Source organism: Pannonibacter sp. Q-1 (assembly GCF_054073275.1).
This window is the reverse complement of sequence record NZ_JBSXNB010000004.1, coordinates 117,529-132,273: the sequence shown is the minus strand read 5'-3', so window position 1 is coordinate 132,273 and position 14,745 is coordinate 117,529. Positions and strand designations below refer to the sequence as shown.

Here is a 14,745-nt window from a genome sequence, read left to right as displayed (position 1 = left end):
AGTCAGGGATCTGCGGCCTTGAAGCCCTCGCGGGCCGCCGCTTCGGCCCGCGGGTCAGTCTGCTTGCTCGCGGAAGAGATGCCGGAAACTGCTGAAAACAGCCCGAACCGGCACCCGGCAGGCCTCACGCCTATACCGCCCGTCATGCCGGTCCCCCGGGAGAACTCCCGCTGCGAGCCGTCCCCGGATCTCCGCTTCGCTCAAGGCGGTCAGCGGCCGATATGCGGCGCGTCTGTGCGTCCTCAGCCTCCGGCGTCCGCTCCCGGAAGGGGGCGGGGCACCCGATCAGAGGCGCCCTTTCCTTGTCACTCGGCAGCGGCTGTCCGCTTCTGCGGGCGTCGCTCCAGCAGCTCCTTGAGGAACTGCCCGGTATGGCTTGCGGGATTCGCGGCCACATCCTCCGGACGGCCTTCGGCCACCACCGTGCCGCCGCCATCGCCGCCCTCAGGACCGAAGTCGATCAGCCAGTCCGCCGTCTTGATGACCTCGAGATTATGCTCGATCACCAGCACCGAATTGCCCTGCTCGACCAGCTCGTGCAGCACTTCCAGCAGCTTGGCCACATCATGGAAATGCAGGCCGGTCGTCGGTTCGTCGAGGATATAGAGTGTGCGGCCGGTGGACCGGCGTGACAGTTCCTTGGCCAGCTTCACACGCTGTGCCTCACCGCCGGAGAGCGTCGTCGCCTGCTGGCCCACCTTGATGTAGCCGAGCCCCACCCGCGCCAGGGTTTCCATCTTTTCCCGCACCGCCGGCACGGCCGAGAAGAAGCCTGCCGCCTCTTCAACGGTCATGTCGAGCACATCGGCGATCGACTTGCCCTTGAACTGCACCTCAAGCGTTTCACGGTTGTAGCGCTTGCCCTTGCAGACATCGCAGGTGACATAGATGTCGGGCAGGAAGTGCATCTCGATCTTGATGACGCCATCGCCCTGGCAGGCTTCGCAGCGGCCGCCCTTGACGTTGAAGGAGAAGCGTCCGGGCTGATAGCCGCGCGCTTTTGATTCCGGCATGCTGGCGAACCATTCCCGAATCGGCGTGAAGGCCCCCGTGTAGGTCGCAGGATTCGAGCGCGGGGTCCGGCCGATGGGCGACTGGTCGATGTCGATCACCTTGTCGAGATGCTCCAGCCCCTCGATCCGGTCATGCGGGGCAGGGTTCTCGCGTGCGCCGTTGAGCCGCCGTGCGGCCGACCGGAACAGGGTGTCGATGAGGAAGGTGGACTTGCCGCCCCCCGAGACGCCGGTGATGCAGGTGAAGGTGCCAAGCGGAATCTCCGCCGTGACATTCTTCAGATTGTTGCCGCGCGCGCCGATGACCTTGATCTGGCGCTTCTTGTTGATCTTGCGCCGCTCTGCGGGCAAGGCGATGCCGCGCGTCCCGCTCAGATATTGCCCTGTGAGCGAATTCGGGTCTGCCATGATCTGCGCCGGCGTGCCCTTCGCAACGATCTGGCCGCCGTGGACGCCTGCGCCCGGCCCCACATCCACCACATAATCGGCCGTCAGCACCGCATCCTCGTCATGCTCCACGACGATCACGGTGTTGCCGAGATCGCGCAGGTGGCGCAGCGTGTCGAGAAGCCTTGCGTTGTCGCGCTGATGCAAGCCGATCGACGGCTCGTCCAGCACATAAAGAACGCCCGTCAGGCCGGAGCCGATCTGCGAGGCCAGACGGATCCGCTGGCTTTCGCCGCCCGACAGCGTGCCGGAATTGCGCGACAGCGACAGATACTCCAGCCCCACATCATTGAGGAATTTCAGCCGCTCGCGGATTTCCTTGAGAATCCTTGCGGCAATTTCCTGCTGCTTGCCGTTCAGCGCGTCATCCAGCCCGTTGAACCAGGCCCCGGCATCGCGGATCGACATGTCCGCCGCGTGGCCGATGTGCTTGCCGCCAATCTTGACGGCGAGCGCCTCGGGCTTCAGGCGGTAGCCGTTACAGGCCGGGCAGGGGTGGTTTGACTGGAAACGCTCCAGCTCTTCACGGACCCAGGCCGAATCCGTTTCGCGCCAGCGCCGCTCGATATTGCCCAGAACGCCTTCGAAGGTCTTCTTTGCGCGGTAGCTGCGCACACCGTCGTCATAGACGAACTCAAGCTCGGTCTTGCCGGTGCCGTACAGCACCGCATGGCGCACGTCATCCGGCAGCTCGCGCCAGGGCGTTGCCATGGACACCTTGAAATGCCGGCAGATGGCTTCCAGAGTCTGGGCATAATAGGGTGAGGTCGAGCCGGTCTTGGCCCAGGGCAGCACCGCGCCCTCGCGCAGCGACAGGCTCTGATCGGGCACCACCAGGTCCGCCTCGAAGGCCAGCGTCGTGCCGAGGCCGTCACAGGACGGGCAAGCGCCGAAGGGATTGTTGAAGGAGAAGAGGCGGGGCTCGATCTCGGGGATGGTGAAGCCGGACACCGGGCAGGCGAATTTCTCCGAGAAGATGATCCGCTCATGGGTTTCATTGCGGTTCTGCAGCACCGCATCCTTGCCGGTGGCGATTTCCAGCGGCTTGTCCGCAAACTCGGCAATGGCAATGCCATCGGCCAGCTTCAACGCCGTTTCGAAGGAGTCTGCAAGACGGCCTGCAATGTCCTCGCGCACGACGATGCGGTCCACCACCACATCGATGTCATGCTTGAATTTCTTGTCGAGGGCCGGGGCCTCGGAAATCTCATGAAACTCGCCGTTGATCTTGACCCGCTGGAAGCCCTTTTTCATCAGCTCGGCCAGTTCCTTGCGGTACTCGCCCTTGCGCCCGCGCACCACCGGAGCCAGCAGGTAAAGCCGGGTGCCTTCCTCCAGCGACATGACCCTGTCGACCATCTGGCTGACGGTCTGGCTCTCGATCGGCAAACCCGTCGCCGGCGAGTAGGGGGTGCCCACGCGCGCAAACAGCAGGCGCATGTAGTCATAGATCTCGGTGACCGTGCCCACCGTCGAGCGCGGGTTGCGCGAGGTGGTTTTCTGTTCGATCGAAATGGCGGGAGACAGGCCGTCGATCTGATCCACATCCGGCTTCTGCATCATCTCCAGAAACTGGCGGGCATAGGCCGAGAGGCTTTCAACATAGCGGCGCTGGCCTTCCGCATAGATCGTGTCGAAGGCGAGAGACGACTTGCCCGAACCGGACAGGCCCGTCATCACGATCAGCTTGTCGCGCGGCAGGTCCAGATCAACGTTCTTGAGATTGTGCTCGCGCGCGCCGCGGATGGAAATCATCTTGTCACGGCTGAGGCCCGTCAGGGCAGATCCCTGTTCCTTGCTCTGCGGTTCGGCGGCGGCATCCTTGGCCATCGGTATCGTCCTGAACTTGCCCGGCGCGGGCATGAAAACTGGCAGCAGTTATAAGCGCCGCACAACAGGCCTCAACTGGCAAAATGCTGTGCGGATGAGAATGTCCTGGCTTGTTCCGGTCAGGCGCGGTGGAAGGGTCGTGAAAAAATCAGCCTGAGAAAAGTCTGAGCTGCGGCGATGGTTCGTGCTTGACCGGCAAGGACGGACCCGTCTGTCCGGAATGTTCCGTCTGTCTCATCTGCGGTCCTTCCTTCGCATCTTCAAGGGCAGGCCTTTGACAATCTGCGGCTTGGCCTACGTTTTTGCGGGTCTGCCGGATCACATTTCGTAAGGAACGTAACAGGAACAAAAATCTGAAGCAAGCCGCATCTCCGCGAAAAACTGCTGTCGTGCCTCTTTTCCGGCGGGCCGGGTCTTTTCCGCCAAGGCAGGAAAATGGCTCTTGACGATAGGAACAAAAAAAGAACAATCTATGCCTGCAGCGGCTTGAAAGCGGCCAGGTTTGTGGACAACGCGGCGCAGCCGGGCAGAATGGTTCGCATGAGGGGCGAAGAGGCGTTAGGGTCGCCCGATCAACCGGTTTCTGCTGCCGTCCAGAAGGGCGCCTGATCTGGCTTCCGGGCCGGAAGGGGCGTGTTTCCAGGCTGTTCTTGTGAGCAGCGGGCAGGCGCAGGGGGCGCCGGCCTTGGGCTGTGCCCGTGCCGGGATTGGACGACAAACGACAGACATAAAGCAGGAGCCACTGGTATGGCGGGTAGCGTGAACAAGGTCATTCTGGTTGGCAATCTGGGGGCGGATCCCGAGATCCGCCGCACGCAGGATGGCCGTCCCATCGCCAATTTGCGCATTGCCACATCCGAGACGTGGCGGGACCGCGGGTCGGGGGAGCGGCGCGAGCGCACCGAATGGCACCGGGTGGTGATCTTCAATGAAGGCCTTTGCAAGATCGCCGAGCAATATCTTCGCAAGGGCGCGAAGGTTTACATCGAAGGGCAGCTGCAGACTCGCAAATGGCAGGACCAGAGCGGCCAGGAGCGCTTCTCCACCGAAGTGGTGCTGCAGGGCTTCAACTCGGCACTGACCATGCTGGACGGGCGCGGTGAAGGCGGCGGCGGCGGTGGTGGTGGCGCACTGCCGGATTACGGCTCAGGCGGCGGCTATGAAGGCGGCTCCAGCGGTGGCGGCGGCTATGGCGGTGGTTCGAGCGGCGGCGGCGGTTACGGTGGCGGCGGCGGGTATGGCGGTGGCTCTGGCGGCTCCGGTGGTGCAGGCGGCGGCTATGGCGGCGGCATGGACGACGAGATCCCGTTCTGACGGAGTGTTGCGGAAGCCTGCGGATGGCCGGGCCTGATGGCCGCCCTTGCAGAGAAATGCAGGCGCGCGCCGGGGCCGGGCATTCGTTTCAAACTGTTGTGAAGGTTGGGTTTCATTAACCATCTGGTTGCTGCTGGCAGGATAGCTTTGCGCTCTGCCAGCGGAACAGTCTGCAGGGTCTGAACGTTCGGAAACCGGGCTCCATCTGCCGGTCCGCCGTTCCTGTGACACCGGTCACAGCGGCAAGATCTTATACCTGCGAGGCTTTGTGGACTGCCCCGGCATCATTGAGCGGATTGGCCCCGGGGGCGAGTGGCCGGTCCTCATCTGATTTCGAGCTTGAGGCCTTTTGAGACCATGCGTCATACGCTGCAGCCCGCACGTTTCCTCTCCACACTTCTGGCAAGCGCTGCCATTGCTTCCCTCACGCTGACCGCCAGCGTTCAGCCTGCCGATGCGTTTCTGGACCGGATTTTCGGCGGGCGCCCCGTGGAAGAGCCCCAGCCTGTTCAGCCGGCACCGGCGCCGGTGCTGGACAAGGCCGTGATCGCCGCCAACAAGGTCTCCGCTCCGAAATATTACACGTACAAGGCCGATCAGCTGGCGGCCTTCTCTCTGAAGGCGCTGGCCGTAAGCCCCCAGCCCGCAGCAGCTCAAACGGCCGGCGGTGCCACGTCCGGTGAGACTGGCACAGCGCTGACCGTGTCCGCTCAGCCCGTTGCACCTCAGGCCGTTGCACCTCACTCTGTGGCTGACCAGACCGGCAGCATCGCTTCGCCGGCCGTTCAGCCGGAGCCCGCCGAGGATAAGGCGGCTCTGGCCTTTGACGCGGCGCGTCCGGCCTTTGCCGCCCTCAGTTTCAAGGCCTTGCCGGAAGTGGCCAAGGCGGTCGAAACGTTCTACGCGCAGGAGCCGCGTTTCGTCTGGGTCGAAAATGGTGCGCCCGGTGCCCGGTTCGCCGCGCTGAAGTCCGAGCTGGAGCGGGCGGGGGATTTCGGGTTGGATCCGGCCGATTACCGGGTCGAGGCGCCTGCGCTCACCGGCCTTGAGCCGGCCGCTCGCGATGCGGCTCTGGTGGATTTTGAGGTGAAGGCGTCCATCGCGGCGCTCACCTATCTGCTGGACGCGCGACGTGGCCGGGTCGATCCGAACCGCATCTCCGGCTATCACGACCTGCCGCGCCACAAGGTGGACCTGACGGCCGAGGCGAAAGGGCTGGCGGCGGCTGCCGATGCGGGACAGTACCTGCGCTCGCGCCAGCTGGCATCGCCCCAGTTCACCGCGCTGGTGGAAGAGCTGGCGCGGCTGAAGCGCGAGACCGCCGATACCCCGCAGGTGGTGATTGCGGCCGGCACGCTGCTGAAGCCGGGCAAGTCCAGCCCGGAGGTGAAGAATGTGGTCGCCGCCATCCGCCTGCGCGGCTCTGCGGCGCTGCTGGAGGCGCACAAGGATCTGCTCGACACCTATATGGGCGAGGAGCTTTACAGCGATGCCATCGCCGGTCTGGTCAAGGCCTATCAGGCCGAAGCCGGGCTCAATGCCGATGGCGTGGTGGGGGCGGGCACCATCCAGGCGCTGACGGGCGAAAGCAACGCCTCGAAGATCGCCAAGGTGGAACTGGCGCTGGAGCGGATGCGCTGGCTGCCGGAAAACCTGGGCGAGCGCCGCGTCTTCATCAACCAGCCAGCCTTCACGGTCGCCTATTTCGAGCCGGGCAAGGCGCCGCTGGAAATGCGCGCGGTCATCGGCAAGAAGTCGAACCAGACCAACTTCTTCTACGACACCATCGAGACGGTGGAGTACAACCCCTATTGGGGCGTGCCCTATTCGATCATCGTCAATGAGAAGCTGTCGAAGCTGCAGCAGGATCCGGCGTGGCTCGACAAGGCCGGTTATGAGGTGACGACCGCTTCCGGCAAGCCGGTTTCCTCGGCCAGCGTCGACTGGCATGCGGTGGCGACCGGCAAGATGCGGGTCAACGTGCGCCAGCGCCCGGGCGATGACAACGCGCTTGGCGAGCTGAAGATCCTCTTCCCCAACAAGCACGCCATCTACATGCATGACACGCCGTCGCGCTCGCTGTTCAAGAAGGACATGCGCGCCTTCAGCCACGGCTGCGTGCGCCTTGCCGACCCGCGCGCCATGGCCGCCGCCGTGCTGGGCAAGACCGAGGCGCATGTGGCCAGCCGCATTGCCACGGGCAAGAACAACTCGGAAGACGTTGCCGGGAACATCCCGGTCTATATTGCCTATTTCACCGCCTGGCCGCAGACGGATGGCAGCATCGGCTATTTCGGCGATGTCTATGACCGCGACGCCTATCTGCAGAAAGCCCTCGAGGCCACCCGCAAGGCGCGGGGAACGGCGGAAAGCTGAGGTCTGAACGCATAAACCTGATGAAGGCGGCCCAACCGGGGCCGCCTCAGACTGCTGACAAACCTGCTGCTTCTCCATCGTCATCCTCGGCCTTGTGCCGAGGATCTATACAAATCAATGGCTTGCAGATGGTCGGGACAAGCCCGACCATGACGAAAGAGAAGAAAGCCTGCTTTGTCATCAACCTCAGGCGGCCCAACCGGGGCCGCCTTTTTTCTAGTGGGGCATGGAGTCAGAATGGCCTGATGGTGCGGGCGCTTGAAGAGCCTTGCCATGCCAGCCTCAGGCAGCCAGCATGATGCCGTTGCCATAGCGTGCCGTCAGCAGCGCAATCAGGCTGCGTTCGCCGTCCTCGAGAGCTTCCGTATCGACAAAACGCCAGTTGCGCTCGTAAAGATCAAAAGCCTCCTGTCCGTCCAGCACCGGATTTCCGGGACGGCTCCAGCAGAGCAGCCTGAGCTGCGGATAGTGGCTTGTCTCAATCTTCATGTCTGCCTCGCAGCGTTAAATATAGAGCTCTTTCCCGGAAATATCCAGTGTGGGGCATTTGTTCAGCCGGACCGGCGGCGTGCTCCGCCCATATGAGCCCTCCCGGCGCTGCCGCCTTCATTCCGAGCGTCGGTTTGCTGTCATTCCACCACTGCGGACACCTCCACGGCGCCGCCTTGGCCCGGAAGTCCGGAGCATGCGCAGGGGCCTGTCATGGTCCTCAACCCCTCTCAACGCGTCATCCCGGCCCCCGAGCCGGGACCGGAGAGCCGGGCTGCTGATGGAGCGTGACGGGGGGCGGCTCACCGGTCCCGGATCTCTGCTGCGCTTCGTCCGGGATGATGATGGAGGGGAGGGGCTGACAGCTCTTTGGCTATTGCGTCCCTTACAGGTCCCGGCCCAAGTTTAGGATCTGGGGCCGGGACGGCGAGGAGTGTGGGGCGAGGAGGTCCCTTCTAACCCGCATTCGGATCGGCTGCTGGTATTGCTTATGCTTTGCGGGCAAAAGCGGTTTGCGAACGGAGGCCGCCATCACCGCCGCCAGTGGGCAGCCACCGCCGCCGGGCTACCTCCACCGGGCCAGAAAACCCCGCGCCGCGCCGCCCCGGCCTTTTGCCGGGGCCTGTTATGGTCCTCGACCCTCTCGATGCGTCATCCCGGCCCCCGCGCCGGGACCGGAGAGCCGGGGTGCGGATGGCGCGTGACGGTATGCCCCGGCTCACCGCTCCCGGATCTCCGCTGCGCTTCGTTCGGGATGATGATGGTGGGGTGGGAGGAGGAGGAGGAGGAGGAGGAGGGGTGATCTGTCGGGGGGGATATTCCGGACAGTTCTCCGCCAATTGCGTCCCTGACAGATCCCGGCACAGGATCGGGACGGCGCGGAGTGTAGGGGGAATTGCGAAAAGCTGAGATTTGAGAGCTGAAACCTCATGAAGTCGGCCTAACCGGGGCCGCCATTTTTATTGCGGGAGCAGGGAAGGGGCACTGCCGGAGTGTTTCACACGAGTTGCACGGCTCTGGCGCTGCGCCATCGCCCTCAACTTCATCGGACTATCAGCACAACAACAATGCCGGAAACGAACTCAAAACTGGATAGAGCCTTGGGGCAATGTCATTGTTGAACGGCGCATTGTTGATGAACTGCCTTAGAGTTGGAGCAGTCTGCGCAATTCGGAATTGAGGTGAGCGAATCCCTCGATGATGCCATCTAACACGTGGTCCAAAGCTCGGCCATAGCCCTGGTTTAAACCCGCCGTGTCGAACCCAAGTGCTTCCAGGCGGATCAGCACGCCACCTGAATCATGTGCATCTGCTATTCGTAGATCGTTATTGACAAACAGGGCCGCGAGGGCCGGATTGCGATCTGTGAGGTCATTGGGTTGGGGATCCGAACCGAACGCATCTACCTGCTCGCCGTCGGAATTCAGTCTTTCTAGGACGTTGCACAATGCCTGCATCAACTTAAGGCTCCCTAGGTCCTTGAGGTCCTTACGTGTGTGACCAGCCTGCACGAGCAGGTTCCGCAGGAGCCCATTGGGTATCCGCTGCCAGAGTTCATGGATGCTCTTGCACCTGGAGAGGAATGCCTGCTCTGTCATGGACAGGGGTGCCACCTGGGCTAGACGTGAGAGTTCTGGATAGTGCAGCCAGCCGTTCTTCCCGAGTTCTACACGGCATAGCCCAACAACCTCCTCCGCAGTCGCTTGGATGTCCAAAACGCCGCAAAGGGCTGACAGACTTTTTCCCAGTTCAAGGAGTTGAGCCACGAACCTGCCGATCTTGGCGACAATGTGTTCCTCGGCAAGATCGAATCCAGTAACCTGTGATGGATCCAATGCGAACGCATGCGCGTGGACGATCTCGCGATCGGGCTTGGGCTTGTAAAGCTCTCTCATCGAAACTCTTATAAGATTGCGGCCAACCCGTACGCAATCTGTGAAGCTCCACTGACCAAGGTAAGATGGGCTGCAATGCCATTGCCCATAGACGTTGACTGGCCTTGTATCAAAGAAGCTGCTCTGCTCGTACCGCTCAAGAAATCTATCGTCCAAATAGACAGGATCCAAGCGTACCAAAGCGTTCGCTTTTTTGCGGGTCATAGGCTCTTTCGCGCCGGGCCAAATCAATCCGTCGGCAGTCTGCTCAGAGCACAGTTCGGGCGCAACAGCTGCCACCGAGGCCCAAACCTGGATGAGTAAACCGCCATTGAATTCCTGAATGTTCAGCCGAAACCATCCACCTTCAGGTGCGAGTTCGACATGAGTTTGATCCGCCATCAGCGAGCGCAATTCAGGACTTTCGGGTAGCAAGGCTTCGTAGAAGAAGACCCTGACGCCGTGTGCTCCTCGCATCCAAAGGTACCGTCTCAGATACTCGTTGGACATAGTCCACTGAACACTTCTCTGCGCCGAGTAGTAGTACTGGGTCGAGATTTCTCCCTCCGCGATCGCGAACTCGGGCAAGGACAGATCATCGTAAATGATCCGCTGCTGTGCGCCTCCCAGAGTTCGAGACGACAAACCCAGTGCCATCCATACTTTCTCAGCCAAGGCGTAGCTGTAGAAAGAGCCGTTTCCCCAGGACGCGACGATGTATTCATGACCCGATATTGAAGGTGCGAACGCCGTCAGCCCACTCCGATTTTCTATGTCGGGCACCGAGAAGGCAACGACACCATCGCCAGCCTCATCAAGGACACCCAAAGAGGCGAGTGCGTCCTCTGGCACGGTGGCCATAGTCATGTGGACGGCTTCACTGTTGGGATCGTGTTGGTTCCTATCACGAAACGCCGTCACCTCGACCCTTTGCGCAGGATCGTCTCCGACCGGTTCCAAGAGTGCCCGGAGCCTAGTGGGTAGTAAAGCCGTCGGAATTGGGAACTCTTTCAGATAATCGATCAGCATTTCACTACTTCCGATGTCATCGATTTGAGCCTGCTGATTAACGAACAGCCAATGCTTGACCTTCGCCCACATTGTAAGCCCAAGCTTCTGCATCCGACAGTTTTTCAAATCGGGTCGTTTCCTTCAAGCGGCAACGTTCTAAGATCAGGTGACAACCATGTACAAAACCCGCCCGATCGTCTCCGATGGGCGAGTTCTTTCGTTTCCGGGTCGTTTGAGCCGCTTATTGACCTAAATTGGCCATCCTATGCGACTCGGGACAGGGACAAACCTCACCCCTCAGCTGCACCCGCTCGTGGAACCACAGGTGTCGCATTTCAGGCAGGTGCCGTTGCGGACCATGGTGAAGTTGCCGCATTCGGAGCAGCTTTCGCCTTCGTAGCCTTTCATCCGGGCCTGGGCGATGCGCTCGGCGGCGGAAGAGGGGGCCGCTACCGGGGCGGGGGCGGTTTCGAGTTTGACGGCCAGTTCCGTGTTGCCCGAGCGGGCAAAGGCGGTGGCGACGGCGGAAGTCTGGGCCACAGTCTGGACGATGGGGGCGGTTGCGGCGCCCTTCACGGCCGGAGCCATGCCCCCAGCTGCCGGGCCGTGCGCTGCGCTTTGACCGGCGAGCGAGCCGGCCGGTTCGCCGCTGGCGGAGACGAGGCGGAAGCGCTCGGTCTGGCCGCGCACGAGGCCGTGGGAGACGACGCCCTGTTCGCCGCGCCCTTCGCTGGCGCCCGCGCTGATGCCGGTGTTGCCGATGGCTTCCGGCGGCACGTGGGCAAGGTCATGACGGCCCAGGTAGGAGACGGCCAGCTCGCGGAAGATGTAGTCGAGGATCGACGTGGCGTTCTTGATCGCCTCGTTGCCCTGCACCATGCCCGCCGGTTCAAAGCGGGTGAAGGTGAAGGCGTCGACATATTCCTCCAGCGGCACGCCATATTGCAGGCCGAGCGAAATGGCGATGGCGAAGTTGTTCATCAGGGAGCGGAAGGCGGCGCCTTCCTTGTGCATGTCGATGAAGATCTCGCCGAGGCGGCCATCCTGATACTCGCCGGTGGTGAGATACACCTTGTGGCCGCCGACCCGGGCCTTCTGGGTGTAGCCCTTGCGCCGGTCCGGCATCTTCTCGCGGGCACGGACGGTGCGCTCGATGATCCGCTCGACGATGCGCTCGGCAATGACTTCGGCCTTGGCGGCGGCGGGCTTGGCGGCAATTGCCTCGGCAGCCTCTTCCGCGTCCTCGTCCTCATCGGCGATGAGCTGCGAGTTCAGCGGCTGGGACAGCTTGGAGCCGTCGCGGTAGAGCGCGTTGGCCTTCAGCGCCAGCCGCCAGGACAGCATGTAGGCTTCCTTGCAGTCGTCAACCGTTGCCTCGTTCGGCATGTTGATCGTCTTGGAAATGGCGCCGGAAATGAAGGGCTGGGCGGCGGCCATCATGCGGATGTGGCTTTCGACCGAAAGGTAGCGCTTGCCGGTCTTGCCGCAGGGGTTGGCGCAGTCGAAGACCGGGTAATGCTCCTTCTTCAGGAAGGGCGCGCCTTCCAGCGTCATGGCACCGCAGACGTGAATGTTGGCAGCCTCGATCTCGGCCTTGGAGAAGCCGAGGAACGGCAGCAGCTCGAAGGCCGGGTCGTTCATCTGCTCCGCCGTGACGCCAAGGGCGGTCAGCTGTTCATCGCCCAGCGTCCAGCGGTTGAAGACGAACTTGATGTCGAAGGCGGACTTCAGCGAGCCCTTGAGCTTGGCAAGGCTGTCCTCGGTGAAGCCTTTGGCCTTGAGGCTGGACGGGTTCACGCCCGGTGCCTGATCCAGCGAGCCATGGCCGACGGCAAAAGCCTCGATCTCGGCGATCTCGCTCGGCTTGTAGCCCAGCACCTCGAGGGCTTCGGGCACGGCGCGGTTGATGATCTTGAAATAGCCGCCGCCGGCCAGCTTCTTGAACTTCACCAGCGCGAAGTCGGGTTCGATGCCGGTGGTGTCGCAGTCCATCACCAGGCCGATGGTGCCGGTGGGGGCAATGACGGAGACCTGCGCATTGCGGTAGCCGTGCTTTTCGCCCAGCTCCAGCGCCCGGTCCCAGGCAAGCTTCGACCGCTCGATCAGCACCTTGTCCGGGCAGGAGGCATGGTCCAGCGGCACCGGGTTGGTGGAAAGTGCCTCGTAGCCCGCTGCCTCGCCATGGGCGGCGCGGCGGTGGTTGCGGATGACGCGCAGCATATGGGCGGCGTTGTCGCCATAGCCGGGGAAGGCGCCCAGCTCACCGGCCATTTCGGCGGAGGTGGCATAGGACACGCCGGTCATGATGGCCGACAGGGCACCGCAAAGGGCGCGGCCCGCGTCGCTGTCATAGGGAATGCCGGAGGTCATCAGCAGGCCGCCGATGTTGGCATAGCCAAGGCCGAGGGTGCGGAAGCGGTAGGACAGCTCGGCGATTTCCTTGGACGGGAACTGCGCCATCAGCACGGAGATTTCCAGCACCACGGTCCACAGGCGCACCGCATGCTCATAGGCGTCCACGTCGAAGGAACGGTCCTCGCGGCGGAACTGCATCAGGTTCAGGGACGCCAGATTGCAGGCCGTGTCGTCCAGGAACATGTATTCCGAGCAGGGGTTGGAGGCGCGGATCTCGCCCGAGGCCGGGCAGGTGTGCCAGTCGTTGATGGTGGTGTGATACTGGATGCCGGGATCGGCCGAGGCCCAGGCGGCATAGCCGATCTGCTCCCACAGCTCGCGCGCCTTCAGCGTCTTCATCACCTTGCCGTCCTTGCGGGCGGTCAGGTCCCAGGTGCCGTCATCTGTCACGGCCTTGAGGAAGCCGTCGGTGACGCGCACGGAGTTGTTGGAGTTCTGGCCGGCAACGGTCAGATAGGCTTCCGAATCCCAGTCGGTGTTGTAGGCGGGGAATTCGATGTTGGTGTAGCCCTGACGGGCGAACTGGATGACGCGGCGGATGTAGTTTTCCGGCACCATCATCTTCTTGGCGGCACGGATCTCGCGCTTCAGAGCCGGGTTCTTGGCCGGGTCGAAGCAGTCGCCATTGTCCGCCTCGCAGTTGACGCAGGCCTTCATGATGGCGGTCAGGTGCTTCTGGCAGATCTTCGAGCCGGTGACGAGGGCGGCCACCTTCTGCTCTTCCTTGACCTTCCAGTTGATGTAGTCCTCGATGTCCGGATGGTCCACATCCACGACCACCATCTTGGCGGCGCGGCGTGTGGTGCCGCCGGACTTGATGGCGCCCGCAGCCCGGTCGCCGATCTTCAGGAAGCTCATCAGGCCGGAGGAGCGGCCGCCGCCGGACAGCTTTTCGCCCTCGCTGCGCAGGCGCGAGAAGTTGGAGCCGGTGCCCGAGCCGTATTTGAACAGGCGCGCCTCGCGCACCCACAGGTCCATGATGCCGTTCTCGTTGACGAGATCGTCCTCGACGGACTGGATGAAGCAGGCGTGCGGCTGCGGATGTTCATAGGCGGTGGCGGACTTGACCAGCTCGCCGGTCTGGAAATCGACATAGAAGTGGCCCTGGCTGGGGCCGTCGATGCCATAGGCCCAGTGCAGGCCGGTGTTGAACCACTGCGGGCTGTTCGGCGCCACCTTCTGGGTCGCCAGCATGAAGCGCAGCTCGTCGTAGAAGGCCTGGGCATCGGCCTCGCCGTCGAAATAGCCGCCCTTCCAGCCCCAATAGGTCCAGGTGCCGGCCAGACGGTCGAAGACCTGGCGTGCGTCGGTTTCAGAGCCGAAGCGCTCGCCCTCGGGCAGGGCTTCGAGAGCGGCCATGTCGGCCTCGCGGCGCCACAGCCAGGAGGGAACGGTGTTCTCTTCCACCGGCTTCAGGCGGGCCGGAACGCCGGCCTTGCGGAAATACTTCTGGGCGAGAATGTCGGAGGCGACCTGCGAGAACTGGGCCGGAACCTGAATGTCCGCGAGACGGAACACGACGGAGCCATCCGGATTGCGGATCTCGCTCGTGGTCGTGGTGAAGTCGATCTCAGCGTAAGGGGACTGTCCATCCTTGGTGTAACGCCGTTCAATCCGCATTCCCATGCCCCCTTCAACGTGCCGGCCCGGCAGGCGATCCGCCTTGCGTCAGGCCGCAAAAATCCGTTGCCCGGGCGCAGCCGCATCCCGGACGTTCAATAGTGCCGCTACCCTGTCAATCGAGGCCCGGTTCAGAGCCGGGCTCACTCTTTCAGTGAGGAATTCCCTGATCCTGCCACCCTGGTGGCCTGCCACTGGTGTTTCCGCATGCGGACGGCCAGAAGCCGGGTGCCGCGATGTCCAAGCTGCCAGCGCAACGGAAGGCGGCGCGCGGGAGGCCGCTGCCGCTGTCCATGATGCTGCCGGAAACCGGTTCTACTGGGCGGAAACAGACGCCAGTCTGCCCGCCGGAACAC

6 protein-coding genes are annotated in these 14,745 nt (G+C 62.8%); 2 read left to right on the top strand and 4 right to left on the bottom strand.

Translation table 11 applies throughout. The features are described from left to right. Window positions 1–305: 305 nt before the first annotated feature. Window positions 306–3,215: an excinuclease ABC subunit UvrA gene (gene uvrA / locus ACVNHC_RS12130; RefSeq protein WP_457167698.1), complete on the bottom strand. Its 2,910-nt coding sequence runs from the start codon at window positions 3,213–3,215 to the stop codon at window positions 306–308. 822 nt (window positions 3,216–4,037) lie between these two features. On the opposite strand from uvrA, the gene ACVNHC_RS12125 reads away from it, so the two are divergent. After that, window positions 4,038–4,604 (top strand): single-stranded DNA-binding protein, encoded by a 567-nt coding sequence (locus tag ACVNHC_RS12125; RefSeq protein WP_457167426.1) that lies wholly within the window; start codon window positions 4,038–4,040, stop codon window positions 4,602–4,604. A 357-nt stretch (window positions 4,605–4,961) separates the two neighbouring features. After that, window positions 4,962–6,980 (top strand): L,D-transpeptidase family protein, encoded by a 2,019-nt coding sequence (locus ACVNHC_RS12120; RefSeq protein WP_457167425.1) that lies wholly within the window; start codon window positions 4,962–4,964, stop codon window positions 6,978–6,980. A 282-nt stretch (window positions 6,981–7,262) separates the two neighbouring features. Here ACVNHC_RS12120 and ACVNHC_RS12115 read toward each other — a convergent pair whose 3' ends face one another. The 3 genes from ACVNHC_RS12115 to ACVNHC_RS12105 form a co-directional block, all read right to left on the bottom strand. Further along, window positions 7,263–7,469 carry a hypothetical protein gene (locus tag ACVNHC_RS12115; protein WP_055455395.1) on the bottom strand — a complete coding sequence of 69 codons (207 nt, stop codon included), beginning with the start codon at window positions 7,467–7,469 and terminating at the stop codon, window positions 7,263–7,265. Between the two features lie 1,145 nt (window positions 7,470–8,614). Next, window positions 8,615–10,465: a hypothetical protein gene (locus tag ACVNHC_RS12110; RefSeq protein ID WP_457167424.1), complete on the bottom strand. Its 1,851-nt coding sequence runs from the start codon at window positions 10,463–10,465 to the stop codon at window positions 8,615–8,617. Window positions 10,466–10,651: 186 nt separating this feature from the next. Continuing rightward, window positions 10,652–14,389 carry a vitamin B12-dependent ribonucleotide reductase gene (locus tag ACVNHC_RS12105; protein WP_457167423.1) on the bottom strand — a complete coding sequence of 1,246 codons (3,738 nt, stop codon included), beginning with the start codon at window positions 14,387–14,389 and terminating at the stop codon, window positions 10,652–10,654. Between the last annotated feature and the right edge of the window lie 356 nt (window positions 14,390–14,745).